Below are 23,030 nucleotides of genomic sequence, written 5' to 3' on the forward strand. Positions count from 1 at the left end.
CTACAATCCGCGCAGAAGGCACTCGGCTTTGGCATGGAAAAGCCCATTGGCATTCGAAGCCAGGGCCGCTTAAATGAGAACTCGGGGCGGAAACAAACCGTGACAGGTCCATGATGACGGCCAGGACCTGGTGATCTCCCGGGATTACATCAGGGAAGGCATGCGGGCCCGTGCCCAGGATCTGGCGACATTGGAGCTTGGACCGCGCACCGATCTCGATATCCGTAACCATCTGGAGCGCCAGGTCGAGGCCGAACGCTGGACCCAGCTTGACCGTCAGCTTCTTCGTGACGGTCGCAGAACCGGCATCATTGACATGGCGCCCGACCCAGCCCGGCAGCCGGACGAATACCACGCCCTGAAGGTTGGACGCCTGCGCAAGCTGGAGGCGCTTGGCCTGGCTGAACAGATCGGTCCTGGTCAATGGGTGATTGGCGACGGCGCGGAAGCCACATTGCGGGAACTCGGCGAGCGCGGCGACATCATCAAGCGGATGCACCGGGCCCTGACTGGTCGGGGTATCGAACGCGGGTCGGCAAGTTACGTCCTTGCGGCCGAAGGTCTGGACACGCCCATCATCGGCCGGTTGGTCACACGCGGTCTCGACGATGAGCTGAAAGGATCTGCTTATGCTGTCGTCGACGGTGTCGACGGCCGGACGCACCACATCAGGCTTCCCGATATTGATGCAACTGGCAACAGCGCGCCGGGGTCGATTGTTGAGCTCCGAAAATTTGATGATGCGCGTGGGCAGCTACGTGTAGCGCTAGCGGTCCGTTCCGATCTCGACATTGAGCGGCAGGTCACCGCCTCAGGTGCCACTTGGCTCGACCGGCAGAATATCGCCCGCGAACCTGTTGCGCTCTCGGAGGGTGGTTTTGGAGCTGAGGTCAGAGACGCTCTTGAGCGCCGGGCAGAGCATCTGATTGAGGAGGGCCTTGCCGAGCGGAAGGGTCAGCGTATCACCTTCGCCCGAAGCCTTCTCGAGACGCTACGTCGACGCGAACTTGGTGCCCTTGGCGAGAGACTGGCAGCCGAGACCGGGCAGCCATTCAGCCGTGCTGCTTTCGGTGAGCATGTCGCAGGCACCTACCGCCAACGCTTTGACCTCGCCTCCGGCCGCTTCGCCATGATCGATGACGGCCTTGGGTTCCAGCTCGTGCCCTGGACGCCTTCGCTCGAGAAACACCGCGGCCTTCATGTCTCCGGCGTTGCCCGCCCGGATGCCGGTGTGGACTGGAGCTTCGGGCGCAAGCGAGGGCTCGGGCTTTAAAATCTGATCGATCGGGAGTGCCACAATGTCTGCGACAAAAATCCTCTGGGGCCAGCTTTTGGCGGTCTCTCTCATCGTCACTCTCACCGTCTGGGGCGCAACGCAATATGTTGCCTGGAGACTGGGCTTTCAGGCGCAGCTCGGAACTCCCTGGTTCGAAGTGGCCAGTTGGCCGGTCTACTATCCGCCGGCATTTTTCTGGTGGTGGTATTTCTATGATGCCTATGCGCCTGGAGTTTTTCTGCGCGGCGCCGTCATAGCCGCGTCCGGCGGATTTCTATCCATTGCCGTTGCCATCAGCATGTCGGTCTGGCGCGCGCGCGAAGCAAAACGCGTTGAGACCTACGGGTCTGCTCGTTGGGCCGATAGGCAAGAGGTGAGAGCGGCGAACCTTCTAACTTCTGATGGTGTCATTCTTGGCTGCTACGAGGAAGACTATCTCCGCCATGATGGTCCGGAACATGTGCTCTGTTTTGCGCCCACACGGTCAGGCAAGGGCGTCGGACTGGTCGTCCCGTCGCTGCTGACCTGGCCGGGCTCGGCCATCGTTCACGATATCAAGGGGGAAAACTGGCAGCTTACCGCCGGCTTTCGTGCAAAACACGGCCGGGTTCTGCTGTTCGATCCCACCAATCCGAAATCGGCCGCCTACAATCCGTTACTCGAAGTCCGGCGAGGCGAATGGGAAGTACGCGACGTTCAGAATATCGCGGACATCCTGGTGGATCCGGAAGGTTCCCTCGAAAAGCGGAACCACTGGGAGAAAACCTCTCATGCGCTTCTCGTCGGCGCGATCCTGCATGTTCTTTATGCCGAGAAAGAGAAGACACTCGCAGGAGTCGCGGCTTTCCTGTCCGACCCGAAACGTCCGATCGAGTCGACCTTGGCGGCAATGATGAAGACAGCCCATCTGGGCGAAGCCGGACCGCACGCGGTGATTGCCAGTGCGGCACGGGAACTGCTGAACAAATCAGAGAACGAGCGATCCGGTGTGTTGTCGACGGCCATGTCGTTTTTGGGGCTTTACCGGGATCCCGTTGTGGCCGAAGTGACGCGTCGATGCGACTGGCGGATTGCCGACATGGTGGGAGGCCCAAGCCCCACGAGCCTTTACCTCGTGGTGCCGCCGTCGGACATCAATCGCACCAAACCGCTGATCCGTCTGATTCTCAATCAGATCGGCCGCCGGCTTACGGAAGACCTGCAGGCCAATACGGGTCGTCATAGGCTCCTTCTGATGCTCGATGAGTTTCCGGCATTGGGCCGTTTGGATTTTTTTGAGTCTGCTCTCGCCTTCATGGCCGGCTATGGCCTCAAGAGTTTCCTGATCGCGCAATCGCTGAACCAGATCGAGAAGGCCTACGGGCCAAACAATTCGATCCTCGACAATTGCCACGTCCGCGTCAGCTTCGCCACGAATGACGAGCGGACCGCCAAGCGTGTTTCCGATGCTTTGGGCACTGCGACAGAGATGAAGGCGATGAAGAACTATGCCGGTCACCGGCTGAGCCCCTGGCTCGGTCATCTGATGGTCTCCCGGTCCGAGACCGCACACCAATTGCTGACCCCTGGCGAAATCATGCAGCTTCCGCCAACCGATGAGATCGTCATGGTCGCCGGCACACCGCCGATCCGGGCGAAAAAGGCTCGATACTACGAGGACAAGCGGTTCAGCGAACGTATCCTGCCGCCGCCCGAGCCAGCTTCGGCCGTCCAAAAACAGAGCGATGATTGGAGCAACCTGTTACTTCCTGCGACTCCCGAAGTCAGCCTAAGAGCGTCGGAAATGGCTGCAGAGGACGAGGATCCAACGGGGTCTGAACGCCGGCACCAACCGGAACTCGGCAGAGTTGAGCCTGTCGAAGAGAAAGCCCCGAGCGAAAACGAATTTGAGATTGATCTGACTGATGACAGTGAGGATGACACCGCCCGGTCCAGCCGGATGACCCGGGTCCTGCAAGGTGTGGCACGTCAAGTCTCGCTCGATCCCGGCGATGGCATGGAGCTTTGACGGCCATGGGGGCTCGCAAGAAGAAGGCCCAGATCTCTGCCTATCTCGACCAGGATGTCATGAAGATGCTGTCCGACTACGCAGTACGCCGGGATCTCTCACAGTCACTGGTCGTCGAGGCCGCTATTGCCTCCTTTCTGTCACCGGACGCAGATGAGCGGCGTGAGGCGGCTATCACCAAACGCCTCGACCAGATTGATCGGCGGATGACCCGGCTTGAGCGGGATCTCGGGATTTCTGTCGAGACCCTGGCCATCTTTGTGCGCTTCTGGCTTGCGACGACTCCGGCACTTCCGGAACCGGCTGCACAGGCCGCACGCGCCAAGGCCGGTGAGCGGTACGATGCCTTCGTCACCGCGCTGGGGAGAAGATTGGCGAAAGGACCGAAGCTGAGGCAGGAGATTTCCGAGGATGTTCTGGCTGCGGGAGAAGATGCTTAAGCTGACAGTCAGCACTGCGCCCTCATATCGGTCGTTGAGAAGTTTTCGATCCAATCCCGAAAGCGGCCGTTCGTTGCGTTCAGGGCAAAAGTTCGCAAGGCGGACCTTTCGGACTTTCGATCAAATGGAACAAACGGCCCTTTGCGGACATTGAACATCGACTAAAGTCGCTGCGTTGCGGCCCGCAAGAGCGGCCGTTCGCTGCTCATGCACGATCTTAAGGTGATTGAACTCACATTCCACGGGCAGTGCTGACGTTGTTGGAAGGCAAGAAAATGTCGCTGAGTTCCTCTTGGAACGTGGCATAGATTCCGACCACTAGCGGCCAGGCTGGATCAATTTTCGTTGTATTTTAGAAGCCTATCCAAGGGATAGTACCTCGCATAGTGCAGATATGTTGCGTAGACAACTTATTGTTGCCTTTGCAACATTAACCTCCTATCTTCATTTTCGCTGGCGACGTTCGCGAGCAAAAAAATGGAGGAAATTGGTAACACTTTCAGAACCTTGGGTTTGATCGGCAGACCGTCCGATTCTCAATATCCGCAGCCCTGAACAGCGTTTCCAATACGATCGGAGGAGTCTACGCCGGATATTGGCACGACAATCGGCGGCCGTCAGGTCGCCGGACAGCACACTATTGCCGTTTTGAACCCTGCCTCTGGCGCGGGTGTCGGCACGATAGCGAACGCAACAAAAGATGATCTGGATCAGGCGGTCAGCGCCACCAAGGCGGCATATCCCGCCTGGTTGGCTTTGCCAGATGAAGACAGGCAGCAAACCGCCGGAGCATTGGCGAAGCGCGCGCTTAAGGGAGGAAAGAAAGAATGGATGTTGATCTTACTAAGTTTAAGGGCGGCGTGGCCGTCATCACCGGCGCTGGCAGCGGGATCGGAGAGGCGCTGGCAAACCGGGCGGCTCAGGCCGGGATGAAGGTTGTTGTGGCGGAGATCTCCGAACAACGTGGCATGCGCGTCGCGTCAGAGATCCAAGCCGCTGGCGGCGACGCTCTGTTCGTGCAGACGGACGTCACCGACTTTGCGTCGATGCAGACACTGGCCGAGAAGACGCGATCGGCTTTCGGCGATGTCACGCTACTGGTGAATAACGCTGGAATCAGCATCATGGGCGCAATTTGCGACATCAGCGCCGAGGACTGGGACAAAGGGATCAAGGTCAATCTCTACGGCGTGATCCACGGCGTAAAAGCCTTTGCCCCTGCGATGACGGCGGCGAATAAAGAAGCTTTCATCGTCAATGTTTGTTCTCTTGCATCCTTCAGCACAGCGCCGGGCCTGTCGCCCTACTTCACGACCAAACACGCCGTGCTCTCTTTCACAGAGAGCCTTTATCTTGAGATGAAAGCGCAGCCTACCCCTATCCATGTCGCCGTCGCCGTGCCGGCTCTGGTCACCACTCGGATCTTTGATGATTCTATCTTGGCGACCGACCGCGATGTCGAACAGCAGCAGTTCTTGAGCGCCTATCAGGAGCAGAGCGGTATGCCTGCGGACGAAGCGGCGGAGCGCATTTTGGCCGGGGCCGTACAGGGAAATTTCTGGATCTCGACGCATCCCGAGCAAACCGAAATGTTCAGCAAAGGACGCGCCAAATATCTCGACGCGCTTTCGCTTCCCGCACCGACCGATCCTGAAATGCTGAACGAATAACCAGAAGAGAGGGAGGAAAAAATGCAAAACGAAATCAAGAGCCGTCGCTTCGACGGCCAGACGGTTCTCATCACGGGGGGCGGATCGGGCATTGGCGCCGCGACGGCGGCGCGGGTCGCAGCTGAAGGCGGGCACCCGATCGTGCTGGATCTCAATGAAAGCGCGGCGCGCGACGTCGCTGAACGCACCGGCGGGACGGCGTTTGGAGGCGATGCACGCGACACGGATCTGCTGAACCGGGCGGCGCAGTTGGCGATAGACGCGCATGGCGGTCTCGACTCGTTGGTTGTCAGTGCGGGGTATGCGCTTGGAGGCGGGGCCGAAGCGGTTGAGATGGATGCGTGGCGCGATCTGCTCTCCGTCAATCTCGACGGCGCGCTGCTCGCGACGAAAGCGGCGTTGCCTGCACTGCGCGCCAAAGGCGGCGGCTCTATTGTCCTGGTCTCGTCCATAGGCGGCATTCTCGGGTGCCCCCAGCAAATCGCCTACGGTACGGCCAAGGCGGGGATGTTGGCGATGAACCGATCAATCGCCATCGACCACGGGGCGGAAAACATCCGTTGCAATGCAATCTGTCCCGGTCTGACCAAGAGCGCTATGAACGATCGCGTCTTCGACATGCTGAGCGGCATGCTGGGCATGCCGACCGAACGCGTGACAAAGGAGGTCGTCAGGCTCTCCCCCCTCAAACGCTGGGCCGAGGCCGAAGAGATCGCCGCCGCCATCGCGTTCCTTGCCTCCGAAGACTCGTCCTTCATGACCGGCGCTGTTCTGACGGTGGATGGCGGTATTTCGGCCGTAGAGGCCGGGATCACCAACCTTGTCACGCCCCCCCTCGACCCCAGCCAATAGGAAAAAGACATGACAAAACAATTGTCTCAAGGCGTCTGCGATCCGCGCTACGTGGAACTGCGTCACGAATTCGACCGCCGACTTTCCACGGGCGAAGAGTCCGGCGGATCCTTGGCCATCGTCGAGGAAGGTCACCTCGTTGTCGACCTGTGGGGAGGCAGCGCCGACCCAATGGGCAAACGGCCCTGGCGCGAAGACACACTCGTAAACACGTGGTCGATTACCAAGGGTATGACAGCGCTCGCGGCGTTGATGCTTGTCGATCGCGGGGAACTTGACGTTGATGCCCCGGTTGCAAAATACTGGCCGGAGTTCGCCGCCAACGGAAAGGCGGATGTTCTGGTGCGCCATCTTCTGTCGCACAGTTCCGGTCTTGCCGGATGGGACCAACCGATTGACATGATCGATCTATGTGATCTTGAGGCATCGACGGATCGCCTGGCGGCGCAAGCGCCCTGGTGGCGCCCCGGCGAGGCGTCCGGCTATCATGTGCTGAGCTTCGGCCATCCTATCGGCGCATTGATCAAGAATATAACCGGGCGCTCGCTTTCGGCCTTCTTTCGCGAAGAGATCGCCGAGCCGTTGGGCGCGGACTATCACATCGGGTTGCCGCTGACCGAAATCGGGCGTGTGGCCGAGACCTGGTCTGCGGCCCCTCCGCCCCCGCCGCCGCCTGCCGACAGCATCGCCTTCAAAGCTTTCATGGGCCCCGCGCCGTTTCCCATGGCGGCCAACAGCATCGCATGGCGCACGGCAGAGGTCGGCGCTGCGAATGGCCAAGGCAATGCGCGCTCGATGGCGAAGATCCTTTCGGTCTTTTCCCATGGCGGCGAGATCGACGGCAAGCGGCTGCTCAAGCGCGAGACGATTGAACAGGCGCTGGTGCCGCAGCAGGAAGGCGTCGACCTTGTGGCGGGCGAGAAGATCTCCTGGGGTTTGGGCTTTCCGCTTGCCGCCGCCGGTTTCATTCCGTTCGTCGCCCCGCGGCGCAGCTTTGTCAGCGCCGGCGCCGGAGGCAGCCTGCTCGTCAGCGATACGGAGCGCGTCAGCACCTTTGCCTACACAATGCACCGGATGGACGCGGGCATTCTCGGAAGTGAGAACAGCATCGCCTATCTGACCCTCTTCGATCAATTGCAGTCCCGCGAAGCGGCGGCTTGATCGGACAGTCCAAAGGAACAGCACACCATGACCGAGTTTTCCCCAATCGATATTGAAACCGCGCGCAAACGTTTCGCCGAAGAGCGCGATAAACGCCTGCGGGCCGACGGCGCGTCGCAGTATCGCGTCGCGACCGAGGAGATGGAGCACGATCCGTGGACCGAGCGAACTGAGCGCGAACCCGTTACAGACCATGTGACCTTCACCTTTATTGGTGGTGGTTGGGCGGGGCTTCTCGCCGGTGCGTCGCTTGCCCAAAAGGGCGTGCGCGATGTGCGGATCGTCGACCGCGCCGGAGACTTCGGCGGCGTCTGGTACTGGAACCGTTACCCGGGCCTGATGTGTGACAGCCCTGCGCTTATCTATCTTCCTCTTCTGGAAGAGACCGGGCATATGCCGACGCAGAAATTCGCGCATCAGCCCGAGATCCTAGAGCATTGCCACCGCATCGGGCGCCACTTTGATCTTTATGAGAAGGCGTTGTTTCACACCGGCGTCACCAGCGCGGTCTGGGACGAAAAGGAAAACCTCTGGCGCGTGAAGACAGATCGCGGCGACGCGTTCACCTCCAAATATCTGGGCATGGGTCTGGGCTTTCTCTCGACGCCAAAATTTCCTGGCATACCCGGCATTGATCGCTTCGAGGGCAAAAGCTTTCACGCCGCTAGATGGGATTATGACTATACCGGCGGCGCACCGGGCGATACTGCTCTGAGCAAGCTGGCGGATAAACGCGTCGCGGTGATCGGCACAGGCGCCACCGCCATCCAGTGTGTCGACCCGGTCTCCGCTTCGGCCAAAGAAACCTTCGTCTTCCAGCGCACGCCCTCGGCGGTATATCCGCGCAACAACGCGCCTATGGATCCCGACTGGTTCCAATCCATCGCGACACCCGGCTGGCAGAAGCGCTACCATGAGAACTTTGCTCTGACTTGGTCGGGCATGTGGGGGCAGCCTTACAGTATGGGACCCGTCGAGGCTCTGTTCGACGACGCGTTCACGCATTTCGCCACCACGATCCGCAACGCCATCGTGTCGGTTCCGCCGGATCAAATGAGCCCAGAAGCCGTGATGGCGTCTGTTGAGAAGGCAGAGGTCGAGCTGCTGGCAGGGGCGCATGCGGTGATCGACACCGTAGTGACAGACAAGGAGACGGCAGAGCACCTGAAGCCTTGGTACCGGGCCGCCTGTAAGCGACCGACGTTCAACGACACCTATTTGCCGGCGTTCAACAGGCCCAGCACCCATCTGGTCGACACCGGGGGCCAAGGCGTCGCCGAGATCACGGAACGGGGCGTCGTCGCAAACGGTGTTGAGCATGAAGTCGACTGCATCATCTACGCGTCGGGCTATGAGTTCGGGAAAGGCGCCGAGGCGGTGCTGAGATTTGAGGTCAAGGGCGCTGATGGCGTGGATCTCAAAGAGCATTGGAAAGATGGCGTGCGCAGCTTGTATGGGATGCAGGTGGCTGGCTTTCCGAACCTGTTTGTCGCCCAACTCGCACAAGGGGCCGAGTTTGCGCCCAATATCCCAACGGGTTGGAGCGACATCGCAGAGACCATGTCGACAATCGTTCAGCATATGGAGAGCAGCGATCTAGCCAATTTCGCGGTCGATCCAGCGCATGAGGCGGCCTGGACTGACATCATCGTCAATTCGCCACCCTTTCCCGACCTGCGCGATTGCACGCCTGGCCTGCTATCCCATGAAGGGCAGACCAATGAACGGCTCGCCTCGTATCAGGGCAGCCCGGACGGTCCACGCGCTTTCTTCAAGATGATGGAGAGTTGGCGACGCTCTGGCGAGTTCAAAGGACTGATGTTCGAAGCCTAGAGGCCGCTTGCGTTCGCGAAGGACGCCCGACAGAGCAAAACTTGCGCTGCTCTGGTTCTCTTCGGATGGCGGATACATGTGTGTCCGCCATCTGTCAGCGGTCGTTCAAGTTGACTGAAAACCGTCAAGCGACCGCTCAAACATAGTCAAGAATATTGAGGAGGAGGCATTATGCCAGTCACGACGACCGTCCGGGACGACCTGCGCATCATTGTCATGGATGATGGCAAGCTGAACTGCGTCGCCGCCCCGCTGCGCAAGGCGCTCGTGCGGGAACTTGACGCGGCTGCTGAGGACCAAACCTGCAAGGCTGTGATCTTGATCGGTAATGATCGTGCCTTTTCTGCAGGGGCCGATGTAAACGATTTGGATGGTCCGACACCCTTCGCCGAGCCGAGCCTGCACGATACTGTGCTGGACGCGATTGAGGCGCTGTCGGTGCCTGTGATTGCCGCGATGGATGGCTCTGCCTTGGGCGGCGGGCTGGAGCTGGCGATGGCATGCCATTACCGAATCGCGGCCCCCAAGACGCTGCTTGGTCTGCCAGAGGTCACTATCGGCTTGATGCCTGGTGCGGGTGGCACGCAGCGGTTGCCGCGCGCGGTTGGGTTAGAGACGGGGTTGAACCTGATGCTCTCGGGCAAGGTGTTCCCGGCGGCCAAAGCGCCAGAGGGGCTGGTGGACAGAATTGCCGAGGGCGATCTGCTGGAAGACGCTGTGGCCTTCGCGCGTGAGGTTGCCGATCAGCGCCCTATGCCGCTTTTGTCGGAGCGCTCCGTCTCTCATCCCAATTACGCCGGCTATCTGCAGTTTGCACGCGGTGCGGCCCAAAACGACCCGCGCCGCGCACCCGGGCTGATGCCCATCATTGATGCGGTGGAAGAAATATTTACGACGCCCGTCGAACAGGCTCTTCGGAACGAATTCAAGGCGTTTCACAGGCTCACAGGTGCAGACGAAAGCGCGCCGTTCCGCTATGCCTTCCTGTCTGGACGGAAAGTCACAAACGTACCGGGCGTTGACCCAAAAGCGGCCCGAGACGTGAAGACCGCCGCCGTGATCGGCGCGGGCACCATGGGCGCGGGCATCGCCATTGCGCTGGTCGAGGCCGGGATCAAGGTGCAGCTGCTGGACCTGAACGCAGAGGCGCTGGACCGCGGTGTCGCCCATTGTGCGAAGACCTGGGACCGGCGCGTCGATAAGGGCCGCTTGACGGCTGAGAAGCGCGACGCGCATCTGGCCGCGCTGACGACCGCTTCGGAGTATTCTGAGATTGCCGGTTGTGATTTGGTGATCGAAGCGGTGGTCGAAAAGATGGCGGTCAAGAAGGCTGTCTTTGAAACGCTCGATGGCGTTCTGAAACCGGGCGCGGTGCTGGCGACCAACACCTCAACGCTGAACGTTGATGAGATCGCCTCTGTCACCAAACGCCCCGGCGACGTGCTGGGCCTGCATTTCTTCAGCCCCGCCAACATCATGAAACTGCTGGAGATTGTGCGCGGCGCTGAGACCTCCGATGAGGTGCTTGCCACCGCACTCGCCCTTGCCAAACGGCTGCGCAAAGTCCCCGTGGTCGCGGGCGTCTGCGATGGTTTCATCGCCAATCGGATGATCGAAGAATACGTCAATCAGGCCATGTTCCTTGTCGAAGAAGGTGCAACGCCCGCCCAGATCGACAAGGCGCTTGAGAAATGGGGCATGGCCATGGGCCCCTTCCGGATGAATGACTTGGTCGGCAACGATATTCCGTGGCACGCTCGTCAGGAGCGTCGCAAAACGAGCCCCAATCGGATCATGCCGCGTATTCCTGATGCCTTGTGCGAAAAGGGCTGGTTCGGCCAGAAGTCTGGGATGGGCTGGTATGATTATTCGACCAAGTCACGCAAACCGGTCCCAAACCCCGAGCTCCAAGACCTGATCGAAGGGGTCTCAAGCGATCTGGGTGTCACGCGCCGCAAGATCAGCGACGAGGAAATCGTGCAGCGCTGCATCTTCCCGCTGATCAATGAGGCTGCGGCGATCTTGGACGAAGGCATCGCCCTGCGCGGTTCAGATATCGATATGGCCTATCTGTCCGGCTTTGGCTTTCCGCGTTTCCGGGGCGGGCCGCTGTTCTTTGGCGATCAGTTCGGGCTGGCGACCATGATCCGCGAGATGAAGCGTTACGCCGCCAATTCCCATGGCGATCCGAGCGTGTTCAATCCGCATCCGCTGCTCAGCAAGCTCGCCGAGACAGGCGAGAAAATCTCCAAATATGAGGTGGCCGCATGACCGACGCCGTTATCGTCTCAACCGCGCGGACCGGGCTGGCAAAGTCCTGGAAGGGCGCGTTCAACATGACCCATGGGGCGACCTTGGGCGGACATGTCATTGCAGAGGCCGCTCGGCGCGCTGGCGTAGACGGCGGCGATGTCGAGGACGTGATCCTCGGCTGTGCGAACCCCGAAGGCGCGACAGGGTTCAACATCGCGCGGCAAGCGGGCATTCGCGCGGGCCTGCCGGTTAGCGCTGCTGGCATGACCATCAACCGGTTCTGTTCCTCCGGCCTGCAAGCCATTGCCACCGCCGGCAACGCCATCCGCAACGGCGAAAGTGACGTGCTCGTGGCAGGTGGGGTTGAAAGCATCTCTTGCGTTCAGAACGAGATGAACACGCATATGCTGGAAGAAGGCTGGCTGCAGGTTAACAAGCCAGAGATGTACTGGAACATGGTGCAGACCGCCGAACAGGTGGCCAAGCGCTACAGCATCGACCGGGACCGGATGGACGAGTATGGGCTGGCGAGCCAGCAGCGCGCCGCCGCCGCGGCCAAGGCGGGCAAGTTCGACGATGAGATCGTGCCGATCACCGTGCCCATGGCCATGGCCGATATAAAAAACGGCATCTTCACGCGTGAGGTCACCGTGACCGCCGATGAGGGCATCCGCCCGGACAGCACGCTGGAAGGCATCAAAGGCATCCGCTCGGTCTTTCCCGGCGGGTCCATTGCTGCAGGCAATGCCAGCCAGTTCTCGGACGGGGCCTCGGCCTGCGTGATGATGTCGGACAAGAAAGCGGCTCAGATCGGTGCAACCCCGATGGGGATCTATCGCGGCTTTGCCGTGGCGGGCTGCGAGCCGGACGAGATGGGGATTGGCCCGGTGTTCGCCGTGCCGAAGCTTTTGAAAAACGCAGGCCTCACCGTCGATGACATCGACCTGTGGGAGTTAAACGAGGCCTTCGCCGTACAGGTCCTCTACTGCCGCGACGAGCTTGGCATTCCGGACGAGAAAATGAACGTCAACGGCGGCGCAATCGCGGTGGGCCACCCCTACGGCGTCTCAGGCGCTCGCATGACCGGCCACGCCCTGATCGAAGGCAAACGCCGCGGCGCAAAATACGCCGTCGTCACCATGTGCATCGGCGGCGGCCAAGGCGCCGCCGCCCTGTTTGAGATCGTCTGAGGAGACAGGACATGACCGCCGGAGCCAGCGCCAATCGTGTCGATGAGGGTCGTTCTCGGACTCCGCTGGCCTGTCACGCTGCCTGTTCTGCTGGATCGGCCATGATACCCTTCAAAGCTCCTCCAGATGGTATTTTCTTCTCTGTTTGCCATGTCGCTGGTGCCGTTGCCGCACTGAGGCAATTTGAGACGGATGAGCAAAAGGCACGTTGGGTTCAAAAACTGGCGGGTGGCGAGGCCCTTTCGACGGGGCAGGAGGGCTACGCGAGGAATGAACCCACTCGGGGCCGGCATCAATATCCAACCCAGTGTTCGCTGCCAATTCCACAGTTTGGGGATCACCAAAGAAGATCTTAACCGAAAAAAACAACGACGTCTTGACTATCTTGGGAGGATGATATGACGACACTTGGTACGAATGTAGAGGCAGTTGCCAGAAACCCCGGCGCGCCGCAGGGGATTTTATTGGGGCTCCTGTCGCTTGTGACGGTCGCGGCCGTTGCGCTTTTGGCCCCGGTTCTTCCGACAATTGTAGGGCATTTTTCGCAATTCGACCCGGCCGCCGAACAAAAGGTCCTGCTGGCCTTTTCGATCCCCGCCCTGATGGTCGCCATTTTCGCCAGCCCCATCGGCTAGGTGCTTGACCGGTTCGGGCGCAAGCTGGTGCTGGTGGTCAGTCTGACGGTCTATGGATGCGTCGGCATGGTGCCCGCGCTGATGCCCGAGATCACGCTGGACCAGCTGCTGCTGTCGCGGATCGTGCTGGGCATTTTCGAGGCCGCCGTCATGACAACGGCCACAACGCTGATCGGCGACTATTTCGCAGGCAAGGAGCGTCAGAAATGGCTGATCCTGCAGACGGTTTTCGTCTCACTGTCCGGCATCTTCTTTATCGGGCTTGGCGGGGTTCTGGGCGAGATGGGCTGGAACATCCCCTTCTTCGCCTATGGTATCTTCCTGCTTGGCGTGCCTCTGGCCCTATTTTTGCTGCATGAGCCGAAGAAAAATGTTCAAGAAGCCCCAGCCGGCGCTTTCCCGTGGCGCGCTGTGATTGGCCTTTATGGGTTTGCTTTCGTTGTGGCGATCATGATCCTGATCGTGCCTGTGCAAATGCCATTCGTGCTGAACGATCTGGGCGTAACCTCGCCGCAGACCATCGCACTCATGGGGATGTCGAACTCGATTGCGATCTTCGCGGGCTCGCTCTGCTTCCGGCTGCGGGCCGATGCTTCCTTCAAGGCCAACCTGATTGGCGGGCTTTTTGCGGTTGCCTTGGGCACCGCGCTGTTCGTGATTGCAGGGTCGATCCCGGTGACGCTGGTGGGCGCGGTTTTGTCCGGTCTGGCGGCGGGCTTTTTGCTGCCCTGCATCGTGACGCAGATCATGATGCACCTGCCGTTTGAGCTGCGCGGGCGCGGTACAGGCCGGTTCAATTCCTTCTACTTTCTGGGCAACTTCCTGAGCCCGCTCATTGTTCTGGCTGTCGCTGGCATGGTGGGCGGATTGACCAACGCCCTGATCGTCATCGCGATCTTTGCAGCCATTGTCGGGGTTTTGGGGTTTGCTTTGAAATCGCGCACAGCCGCCTAAAGTAGACACTGAGAGGAGGCCTCCAATGGCACGCTCCAAACCAATGAAGTCGATCTAGGTCGAGACCGACAGCCTTGATCCGGACAGCGACTTTGTCCGGATCACGAAGCTGGACGCATTATACTGGTTTATGAACGTTTGAATTTGACAGGACGGCCTATGAGAAACAGTCAGGGCGGTCAGCGTTGTCGCGGTGCGGCCTCAACAGACTGCCCACTCCCCAGCGTTGAGCCTGTGTCGAAAAACAGCAATCGCGAAAAGTAGAAGCTCGTTGGGCGATGGTTTCATCCTTGTCGCAGATAGCCTTGTTTCGACGGTTTGGGATCGTGCCGATGGCAGGTTGGACGTTTTGGCTCAGGATGCGAGATCGTCCGCTCTAAGGTCTTCCAGGTTTTGCGCAAAACGGGTCAGCATATCGCAAAACGTGCTGATTTCTTCGACTGAAAAGCCTTTGAGCAGGTGGCTTTGATGACTGATAGCCTCTGCCAAAATTTGATCATGTATCACCCGCCCCGCCGGGCTAAGGGACAAGCCGCGGCTGCGCCCGTTTACATGCAATTCTCCAGCGACGATCAACTCAGTTTTTCTAAGGCGTGCCACGCTGCGGCTGACCGTTCCCTTGTCAACGCCGATTGTTTTGGCGGCTTCGGCTGCTGTGACGCCGGGCATCCGTGCGAGCAAAAACAACATCCGCCAATCCACAGTGCCGATGTCAAACTTGTCCTTGAAGTAGGCCGAAGCGTTCTCGGTAAATTTATTGGCAACAAACGAGAGAAGCATCGCGGGCGTACGCGATATGCTGAATGTTTGAAATGTTTCACCCGTGTCCGGGTCTTCGACGTCAACCAGAAACATAGCTTGATACGTCGTGGGATGTTTGGGCGCTGTCATGTCATCAATTTATTGTAGTTCACTAGGCAAGCCAAGAGAGTCTCTCACCTAGCCTATATAGTTGCGCGCGCAACTTAATGTTGCGTGCGCAATTAAAGTTGTATAACGTATTTCGTGTTGGCGATGTTCGCGAGCGAAAATGGAGGAAAATGGTCGCGTTTTCAGAATGGTAGTTGCGGATCGTCGAGGAGGCGATTCTCTTTAACCCCATTTGGGAAAGGCGGTACCAGCAAAATCGGAGGATAGTATGCTGGACTTTGGCATGACAATCGGCGGCCGTCAGGTCGCCGGACGGGATGCTTTTGCCGTTTTGAATCCCGCCACGGGCGCGGTAGTTGGCACGGTAGCAAATGCAACTAGTGATGATCTGGATCAGGCCGTCAGCGCAGCGAAGGCGGCATATCCTGCGTGGTCAGCTCTGCCCGATGCGGAGCGTCAGAAAGCCATCGGCGCACTCGCTGCGGCGCTGGATGCGCGCAAAGGTGAATTGGCCGAATTGCTTACGCAGGAAAACGGCAAACCGCTGGCCGGTCTGGGCTCTCATTTCGAACTGGCGGGCGCGGTCGGCTGGGCCGGGTATACGGCGAGCCTCGAAATGCCGGTCAAAGTCTTGCAGGACAATGACGAAGGCCGGGTCGAGCTGCACCGCAAATCGCTTGGCGTTGTCGGCTCGATCACGCCGTGGAACTGGCCGCTAATCATTGCCATCTGGCACATCATGCCCGCTTTGCGCGCGGGCAATACGGTGGTGATCAAACCGTCGCCTTTCACGCCGCTCTCGACGATGCTCGCGGTGCAGATCATGAACGAAATCCTGCCAGCAGGCGTGCTAAATATCGTCACCTCTGACGATCAAAGCACCAATATCGGTGCGGCGATGTCCGCCCACCCGGATATTCGCAAGATTGTCTTTACCGGGTCTACCGCGACGGGCGAAAAAGTGATGCAATCCGCGGCCGCCACGATGAAGCGTCTGACGCTAGAACTGGGCGGCAATGATGCAGGCATCATTCTGCCGGATGTTGATCCCAAGGCGATTGCGGAAGGGCTCTATTGGGGCGCTTTCATCAACACGGGCCAGACCTGTGCCGCGATGAAGCGGATGTATGTGCATGAGGACGTGCATGACGCGGTCGCGCAAGAGTTGGTGGCGTTTGCCAAAAATATGCAAATGGGCAACGGCCTTGACGACGGTGTCGTGATGGGTCCGCTGACCACACCGTTCCAACACGAAAAAGTCGCCCGCCTCGTTCAGGCAGGTGCCAAGGATGGCACCGTCCTGCTGGGCGGCGAAACCGGCGAAGGCCAGTTCCACGACATTACGATCATCTCTGATCTCGATGACCAGCACCCGCTCGTGACCGAAGAGCAATTCGGCCCCGCTGTCCCGCTCCTGCGCTACCGCGATGTCGGAGACGCGCTAGAGCGTGCGAATGCGACCGATGCAGGCCTTGGCGGTTCAATCTGGACCAATGACATGGACAAAGCCAAATCGCTGGCGCTGCGCATGGAGTGTGGCACCGTTTGGATCAACAAGCATGGCGCATTGCAGCCGAATGCGCCCTTTGGCGGCGTAAAGAAATCCGGTCTGGGCGTCGAGTTCGGCGACGAGGGCCTGATGGAAAACACCGACATTCAAGTCATTCACCAGTAACGAAAAAAAACCAACGCTCACGCGCTTTTGCGCTTTGGGGGACAGGTGAGGAGGACCTGCTTCCAAGGCTGCGCGTGGGCTTAATCGGGAGGAACAGCAATGAGACACACACCAAAATCAAGACGTGCGCAAGCCGCGGCAAGCCTGCTTGCACTGATGCTTATGACCGGCGCGGCGGCAGCCCGGGAGCCCGGGGTCTTGCCGACAATCCCGCCCGGGGCCTCAATGGGCGTTCCAATCGCTGCCCCCGCCCCCGCCACAGGCATCACGTTCAGCAGCCGATCCGGACTGTCTTTTCTAACAGACTTCGATGACAACGGAGACGAGACATCTACAGACATCACGATCCGGGACACTGTGCTGCAATTTGCAATTGTTCCCGGAAACGAAGTGCTTGGCGGGCAGTATCGCGCATTTTTGTCCTTTCCGTTCATTGATATTGAGGGCGAAAATGTCCCCACCCCGTTTGGACCGGCCAACGGATCCAGTTCTGGATGGGGCAGCATCGAAATTCGGCCGATTGATGTCTCATGGCAAACCGCTCCGGGGATTTTTGTCAATGCTGGCCTCAGCGTCTTCACGCCCGGCGACTGGGATGCAACGCGCCTTGTGAACCCCGGCCAGAACTTCTGGTCCATTTCGCCCAGCGTCGGGGTCAGCTATCTGCGCGATGGCTGGAATGCGTCAGCGCATCTGATCTACTTTTCCAACTTCGAGAACGAGGACAACGGGTACAAATCCGGCGATGAGGTCAATCTGAACCTGACGGTCATGAAAGACGTCGGCAATGGCTGGAGCTTTGGCGCGGTCGGATATCTGCGTGAGCAAGTCACCAGCGATGAGAACCCCGACGGGGCCTATGGCGGACTTGTGGCAGGCGATGCGTCACAGAGCGGCCTTGGTCTTTCGGTGTCCAAACAAGTCGGTCCAATGAATTTCAACGCCATGTACAGCAAAGACCTGAGCGCGCGGAATTCCGGCGGCGGCGATCGCTTTTGGCTGAACGCTATCATCCCCATAACGCGCTTCGGCCAGTAACGCCCACACATGTCGGGCAGCGTGGCCTGCACGCTGCCTGGATTTCACATCTCGCAAGGGAGCGATGACATGACGGTGCGAACGATTGATCCTCCTCTCAAAGCCAAGCGCAGCTTGTCCAGGAAGACCCTTCTCTGGGGCGCGTTCAGCCTGCTTTTGGTGTTCTACAGCTTCTTGGTTTGGGATTCAGGCTATAAATTGCTGCCGCAAAACTACGACCCGGCGCATTTCCAGATATTTGATGATGTGGAAGCCGCTGGCAATCAGGGCGTTCCTTATGCTGAGGTCGCCGAGGAGGCGCTGGAGGCCTATCCGCTTTGGAATAACCTCACCGCGATGGTGACAGGCACCTATTTCGGGTTCGGCAGCAACGGCAATTCCGACCAGATCAAGTATTACACTGCGATGGAGCCGATCGAGAAATCGGTTCTGAGCCTGCATATAGTGCTTGGAGGCGCGCTGCTGATCCTCGGCATCTTTCAATTCACGCCGTCTTTTCGCAAGAAACACCGCAAGGCGCATCGGGTGATTGGCGGGCTTTATATCGTGAGCCTCTTCACGATGAGTTTCGCCGCGATCTATCACATGGTGAATGCAGGCGTTGAGAACACCTATCAAGGCTACGCGTTTCACATCCAGCTGTGGTTCCTCGCGCTCAGCACGATCATCGCGCAGGTTTTGGCGATCTACTTCATCATCAAACGCAACTTCGCGCTGCACCTCGGGTTTCAACTTTTTACCTTCGTGTCATTTCTCAACGCGCCGATCCAGCGCTATGACTGGGCCGTGTTTGGGGCGATCTATCCGCATCTGACGCAGGGCGAGGTGAACAACCTCGTCAACATCCTGACCTTCTGGCAGTGCCTCTTGATCGGCTATGTGCTGTTCGCGTGGAACCGCGCGGCGTCGCCTCTGCGCAGCACGCCGGTGCACTTCGCGCCGCAGCCCGTGGGCCTGAAAGTGGCCCTGAGCCTTGTCGCGGCGGCGGTGGTGCTCAGCACCGTGTCGATGTATGTCGTCTGGCCGGGTCTGGGCAACTGGACGGTCATCAGCGGCATCGTGCCTGCGACCACCCTTGCGGCAGACGCCGCGCTTTATGCTGGCAAGTCGCTGCAAACGGCGGGCTTCGGCGTCGCGATTTCTGCGGCTATCCTATCCGGCATCTGGCTGATGATCCGAAATGAGCACGCCCGGACCCTGCGCATGGTCTTCTATGTCAGCGGGTTTTTGGCAGGGCTGCAGCAGATGGTCTGGGGCGTCCAATTGGGTGAACCGAGTATGGCCGTCACCTCGGGCGGTGGGTTCTACCTGGTCTCGGGCGTGTCGCTCTTGGGCTTCACCCTACTGGCTATCTACTTCGATCGCCGGGGCAAGGCGAACCTCTGGCGCGAGGTGATGGTCTTTGCGGTGAACTTTGCCTTCGCGCCCGCGATCCTGCTTTGGGGCCATGCGCTCTGGTACGCGTTGGATGTGATCCCGCAATACTACATCGACCGAGGCCACGGTTATATCCTCGGCGCCGGGGCTGCCGTCCTTGTGCCGACATTCAACGGCTATGTCGGCCTGATGATCAGCCGTGAGACACTGTCGCGCGTAATTCGCTAGAGCGGGTCAGACAGCATGCGGTCTGGCCCGATGGGCCGGCCGCCGCGCATTATTTTGGAGGGAGCGCATGTCACACAGAACATACGACCATTGGCCACCCGGAGCGCCAACACATTTGCCGCCCATCACGCGCACGCTGGACGGCAACTTGCGCAAGGCGGCGGCAGATTGGCCCGAAAAGACCGCCCTGATCTATTACGGCGCAGAAAAGACTTATGCCGAGCTTGACGGTGAAGTCACCCGGATGGCCTCCTATCTGCAGACCGTTTGCGGCGTGACAAAAGGCGACCGGGTCGGCCTTTACATGCAAAACGCCCCGCAATTTGTCGTGGCCTTCTATGGCGTGATCCGCGCGGGCGGCGTTGTTGTGCCGATGAACCCGATGTATCGCAGCGATGAAGTTGCTTATGTATGCGAGGACGCCGGCATCCGCACGATGCTGACCGCGCAAGATGTCATAGGTCAACTTCAGCCATTGATGGCCGCGGGCGTGTTGGAGCATGTGATCTGTGCCCATTACGCATCAGAACTGCCCCCGACATGCACTGTCGCATTGCCTGACACCGTCGCAGCGCCTCGCGCCGCGCCGCTTAAGGGCGTTGTGGCTTGGGCAGATGCCATGGCCGCCGATTTGCCCTTCGATCCACCCAAGCTGACACCGGATGACGTTTGCATTTTGCCCTACACGTCAGGCTCAACCGGGCGCGGCAAAGGCTGTGTTCATACGCACCGCACGTGCCTGCACGGGGTGGATTGTATCGCCGCATGGTTCGGCCATGACGGCAGCGAGGTCCATCTGGGCGTCACGCCCATGTTCCATATTGTCGGCATGCAAGGTGGCATGAACGTCTCGATTTCCACGGCCGCGACCGTGGTCATCCTGTCTCGGTGGGACCGCAAAGCCGCGGCACGCCTGATTGCCCAGCACAAAGTCACCACCTGGAGCACTGTGCCAACAGCCGTTATCGACCTGCTGAACACAGAAGGTCTTGAGGCACGTGACCTTCAAAGCATGCGTCTCATTTTCGGCGGCGGCAGCGCCATGCCCGAAGCCATCGCCGCGCGGCTTCATGATTTGACGGGCCTCGAATTTGTCGAAGTCTACGGAATGTCCGAAACCATGGGGCCGATCTCGAACAATCCCCCCCATGCCCCCCAAGCTGGCTGTGTCGGCATTCCAACGATGAACACAGAAGTGCATCTGCTGGACCCTGACACGCAAAAACCGGTCACCCTTGGTGATCTCGGCGAAGTGGTCGTCAGCGGGCCGCAGATCATGCTGTCGTATTGGAACAACGAAGAGGCAGACGCCGAAACCTTCATCGACTTGGAAGGCCAGCGTTTCCTCAGAACCGGTGATCTGGCGCGCTTGGATGCGGCGGGCAACATTTATATCGTGGACCGGCTCAAACGCATGATCAACGTTTCGGGCTACAAGGTCTGGCCAACCGAAGTTGAGGCGCGCCTCTACCACCACCCCGCCATTGCCGAGGTGTGCGTGATCAGCGCCAAGGATGACTACCGGGGCGAGACGGTCAAAGCGGTCGCGGTCCTGCGGCCAGGCATGACGCTTGCGGCGGATGAGCTTGCCAAATGGGCGCAGTCCCACATGGCGGCCTTTAAGGTGCCCCGCGTACTGGAAATTGTCGAAAGCCTGCCCAAATCCGGCGCTGGCAAAGTCCTCTGGCGGACGCTTCAGGATCAGGAAGACAGGCGCGCTTTGCCAGCCTGATCGCACACCACCACGATACAAAGGACACCAGATGAAGCTTCTTGTTCTCGGCGCGAATGGACGCACCGGCACGCATATTGTTGAGCAGGGATTGGCGCGCGGCCATCACATGATCGGCCTTGTGCGCAACGCCAGCAGCCTTCCCGCGCGGGATGGCCTGACGGTTATTCAGGGCACTCCGACGCAAGCCAATGACGTCAAGGCTGCGGCGCAGGGCTGTGGTGCCATTCTATGTGCCTTGAACAACCCTCGGACGTCCGACGCACCCTGGGCCAAGCCGCTGACGGATGAGAAAATCCTGACCCAAGCCGCCATGAACATCATCGCCTCAGGCGTCAAACGGGTCGTCTTTCTCTCTTCCATCGGTGTTGGCAACAGCATTGCCGACACGCCTTGGATCATGCGATTGCTGATCAAGCGCACGAACCTTGGTGTCGCCTTTGCCGATCACAACTCTGCCGAAGAGGCCTTCCGCGCATCCGATCTGGATTGGACCTTGGTGCGCCCGACGGGCCTTTCCAATGGGACCAAAGACAAATCACTGGTTGTCGGCACAGCCAAACAACCAAAACACGGCATGATGATCCGCCGCAGCACTGTCGCGGGCTTTATGCTGGACTGTGCCGAAGAAGCGCTTCATCTACACGGCACGCCGGTCATCTCGGAGGTTTGAGGACATCGATTTCCCCCGTCTAGTCTCCACCGACTTGTATCTTGTTCGCCAAGGTCGAATTGACCAACGCGCACTGTTTGCAAAAGCACCTTAATCCTACGTCCGACAACAACTTTAGGCATTGTTAATCTTCGCCAAAGTCTGCCCTGCTCGCGCAGGGATCATCAAAACAAACCGCAGTGAGTGTCCGCTTTCCTGAAGAGGTCTTTCACCGGTTCGCACCCGCTGAATAGGAGACTGATTGTTGGTGAGCGAATGGCAACTGGATGTCTGCTCTGCCGAAGCTGCTCTGCCGGTTCGCACCCGCAGCGAAAGTCCGGTTCCCGCCCTAAAGAGTCGTTGAGTGCAAAGCACCGAAGGTCCAACTTGGGCTCAAACTCGACTTTCGCTGCACAATGAATGAACGACAGCAAAGCGCCGCAATTTCGGTCAAGCGCCGCATTGAAAGTTGCCCCCGAGAGCGGACATTCATTTAAGGCGCAGCAAATTCACAGGATGGGCGGAGAGCGGTCGTTTGCTGCAGAATGAACATACGACAGCTGTGCGGACAGAGCCTTCGTCGGCTAGCGAAAGGCTCCCAACATTTTTCCAGCGAAAGCGGTCATTAAGTTTGCAGAGTATGCCAGAAACGGCTGAATTGCTCATGCAATTGTCTTGAACGATCTCTAAGCTTGCCGAAATTCTCTTCCGCCACGGAGAGTTGATAGCCGTGGGCAGCCAATCAGCCGCTCGTTGTCACATTTCTTCAGATGATTTCGTTTATTCGCCGCTCTTTCAGTTTCCTGGCTGTTAACCCCAACTGGCGTGCACATTACGATGCTGTTTTGGGGAGACCGACAGACCTCACCGATCTATCCCGCATCCTAATGAAGCGTCTGTCGTACCGGTCGTTGAAACGCGAGGGACAAAGTGATCAGCGCCGAGGATTTCAAAACGATGAGATCCAGTCATGAGCAGCTGCTGACGCGGATCAATTATGTGAAGGATGAAGTATCACCGTGAGCGTCCGCTGAACCCCACCTCCCGCTTTTCGATTTTGCGCCTTAAGTGTCCACTTAATTAAATGGACATTTAAGGGCCCTTAATGAGTAAGCGAAGAAAGCGGCGGAGCTGGTCTGATGAGGAGAAGCGGGAGATCTGCGCGCAAGCGGTTCTTCCCAGTGCA

Annotated in this window: 17 protein-coding genes and 1 pseudogene; 17 read left to right on the forward strand and 1 reads right to left on the reverse strand. The window is 59.1% G+C overall.

The genetic code is table 11. From position 1 onward, the window contains the following. Nucleotides 1-112 precede the first annotated feature (112 nt). The 12 genes and pseudogenes from ACXAH0_RS24610 to ACXAH0_RS24665 all read left to right on the forward strand — a co-directional run. A pseudogene (locus ACXAH0_RS24610) lies at nucleotides 113-1,273 on the forward strand (DUF3363 domain-containing protein); the annotation flags it as partial. A gap of 25 nt (nucleotides 1,274-1,298) precedes the next feature. Beyond that, the gene (locus ACXAH0_RS24615) at nucleotides 1,299-3,284 is read left to right on the forward strand and encodes a conjugal transfer protein TraG (protein ID WP_475195855.1); all 1,986 of its coding nucleotides are present in this window, start codon (nucleotides 1,299-1,301) and stop codon (nucleotides 3,282-3,284) included. Nucleotides 3,285-3,289: 5 nt separating this feature from the next. Beyond that, entirely contained in the window at nucleotides 3,290-3,724 is a 435-nt protein-coding gene (locus ACXAH0_RS24620; RefSeq protein ID WP_475195858.1) for a CopG family transcriptional regulator, read from the forward strand. A gap of 639 nt (nucleotides 3,725-4,363) precedes the next feature. Next, entirely contained in the window at nucleotides 4,364-4,657 is a 294-nt protein-coding gene (locus ACXAH0_RS24625; RefSeq protein WP_475195873.1) for an aldehyde dehydrogenase family protein, read from the forward strand. Beyond that, nucleotides 4,552-5,394 (forward strand): SDR family NAD(P)-dependent oxidoreductase, encoded by an 843-nt coding sequence (locus ACXAH0_RS24630; RefSeq protein ID WP_475195860.1) that lies wholly within the window; start codon nucleotides 4,552-4,554, stop codon nucleotides 5,392-5,394. Before ACXAH0_RS24625 ends, ACXAH0_RS24630 begins: the two co-directional genes overlap by 106 nt. Nucleotides 5,395-5,415: 21 nt before the next feature. Beyond that, nucleotides 5,416-6,246 (forward strand): SDR family NAD(P)-dependent oxidoreductase, encoded by an 831-nt coding sequence (locus tag ACXAH0_RS24635; protein WP_475186626.1) that lies wholly within the window; start codon nucleotides 5,416-5,418, stop codon nucleotides 6,244-6,246. A 9-nt stretch (nucleotides 6,247-6,255) separates the two neighbouring features. Beyond that, on the forward strand, nucleotides 6,256-7,407 hold the full coding sequence (locus ACXAH0_RS24640; RefSeq protein WP_475195862.1) for a serine hydrolase domain-containing protein: 1,152 nt from the start codon (nucleotides 6,256-6,258) through the stop codon (nucleotides 7,405-7,407). Between the two features lie 27 nt (nucleotides 7,408-7,434). Further along, a complete protein-coding gene (locus tag ACXAH0_RS24645; protein WP_475195864.1) occupies nucleotides 7,435-9,240 on the forward strand; it encodes a flavin-containing monooxygenase in 1,806 nt (601 codons plus the stop codon). 171 nt (nucleotides 9,241-9,411) lie between these two features. Beyond that, nucleotides 9,412-11,511: a 3-hydroxyacyl-CoA dehydrogenase NAD-binding domain-containing protein gene (locus ACXAH0_RS24650; RefSeq protein ID WP_475186639.1), complete on the forward strand. Its 2,100-nt coding sequence runs from the start codon at nucleotides 9,412-9,414 to the stop codon at nucleotides 11,509-11,511. Then, a complete protein-coding gene (locus ACXAH0_RS24655; RefSeq protein ID WP_475186643.1) occupies nucleotides 11,508-12,683 on the forward strand; it encodes an acetyl-CoA C-acyltransferase in 1,176 nt (391 codons plus the stop codon). Before ACXAH0_RS24650 ends, ACXAH0_RS24655 begins: the two co-directional genes overlap by 4 nt. 398 nt (nucleotides 12,684-13,081) lie before the next feature. Next, nucleotides 13,082-13,318 carry a hypothetical protein gene (locus ACXAH0_RS24660; protein ID WP_475186646.1) on the forward strand — a complete coding sequence of 79 codons (237 nt, stop codon included), beginning with the start codon at nucleotides 13,082-13,084 and terminating at the stop codon, nucleotides 13,316-13,318. Continuing rightward, nucleotides 13,319-14,272 carry an MFS transporter gene (locus tag ACXAH0_RS24665; protein WP_475195867.1) on the forward strand — a complete coding sequence of 318 codons (954 nt, stop codon included), beginning with the start codon at nucleotides 13,319-13,321 and terminating at the stop codon, nucleotides 14,270-14,272. 354 nt (nucleotides 14,273-14,626) lie between these two features. Here the strand turns inward: ACXAH0_RS24665 and ACXAH0_RS24670 are convergent, their stop codons facing one another. Beyond that, nucleotides 14,627-15,163 carry a MarR family winged helix-turn-helix transcriptional regulator gene (locus ACXAH0_RS24670; protein ID WP_475186653.1) on the reverse strand — a complete coding sequence of 179 codons (537 nt, stop codon included), beginning with the start codon at nucleotides 15,161-15,163 and terminating at the stop codon, nucleotides 14,627-14,629. A 247-nt stretch (nucleotides 15,164-15,410) separates the two neighbouring features. Between ACXAH0_RS24670 and ACXAH0_RS24675 the strand changes: the two genes are divergently transcribed. From ACXAH0_RS24675 to ACXAH0_RS24695, 5 genes are all read left to right on the forward strand, one after another. Beyond that, nucleotides 15,411-16,817 carry an aldehyde dehydrogenase family protein gene (locus ACXAH0_RS24675; RefSeq protein WP_475195869.1) on the forward strand — a complete coding sequence of 469 codons (1,407 nt, stop codon included), beginning with the start codon at nucleotides 15,411-15,413 and terminating at the stop codon, nucleotides 16,815-16,817. 225 nt (nucleotides 16,818-17,042) lie between these two features. Next, the gene (locus ACXAH0_RS24680; protein WP_475195875.1) at nucleotides 17,043-17,855 is read left to right on the forward strand and encodes a SphA family protein; all 813 of its coding nucleotides are present in this window, start codon (nucleotides 17,043-17,045) and stop codon (nucleotides 17,853-17,855) included. A 69-nt stretch (nucleotides 17,856-17,924) separates the two neighbouring features. Continuing rightward, the gene (locus tag ACXAH0_RS24685) at nucleotides 17,925-19,460 is read left to right on the forward strand and encodes a DUF2306 domain-containing protein (RefSeq protein WP_475186664.1); all 1,536 of its coding nucleotides are present in this window, start codon (nucleotides 17,925-17,927) and stop codon (nucleotides 19,458-19,460) included. 67 nt (nucleotides 19,461-19,527) lie between these two features. Next, nucleotides 19,528-21,192 (forward strand): long-chain-fatty-acid--CoA ligase, encoded by a 1,665-nt coding sequence (locus tag ACXAH0_RS24690; protein WP_475195871.1) that lies wholly within the window; start codon nucleotides 19,528-19,530, stop codon nucleotides 21,190-21,192. Between the two features lie 31 nt (nucleotides 21,193-21,223). After that, a complete protein-coding gene (locus ACXAH0_RS24695) occupies nucleotides 21,224-21,865 on the forward strand; it encodes an NAD(P)-dependent oxidoreductase (RefSeq protein WP_475186668.1) in 642 nt (213 codons plus the stop codon). Nucleotides 21,866-23,030: the final 1,165 nt, after the last annotated feature.

The organism is Roseibium sp. AWQ4_290, from assembly GCF_056160985.1.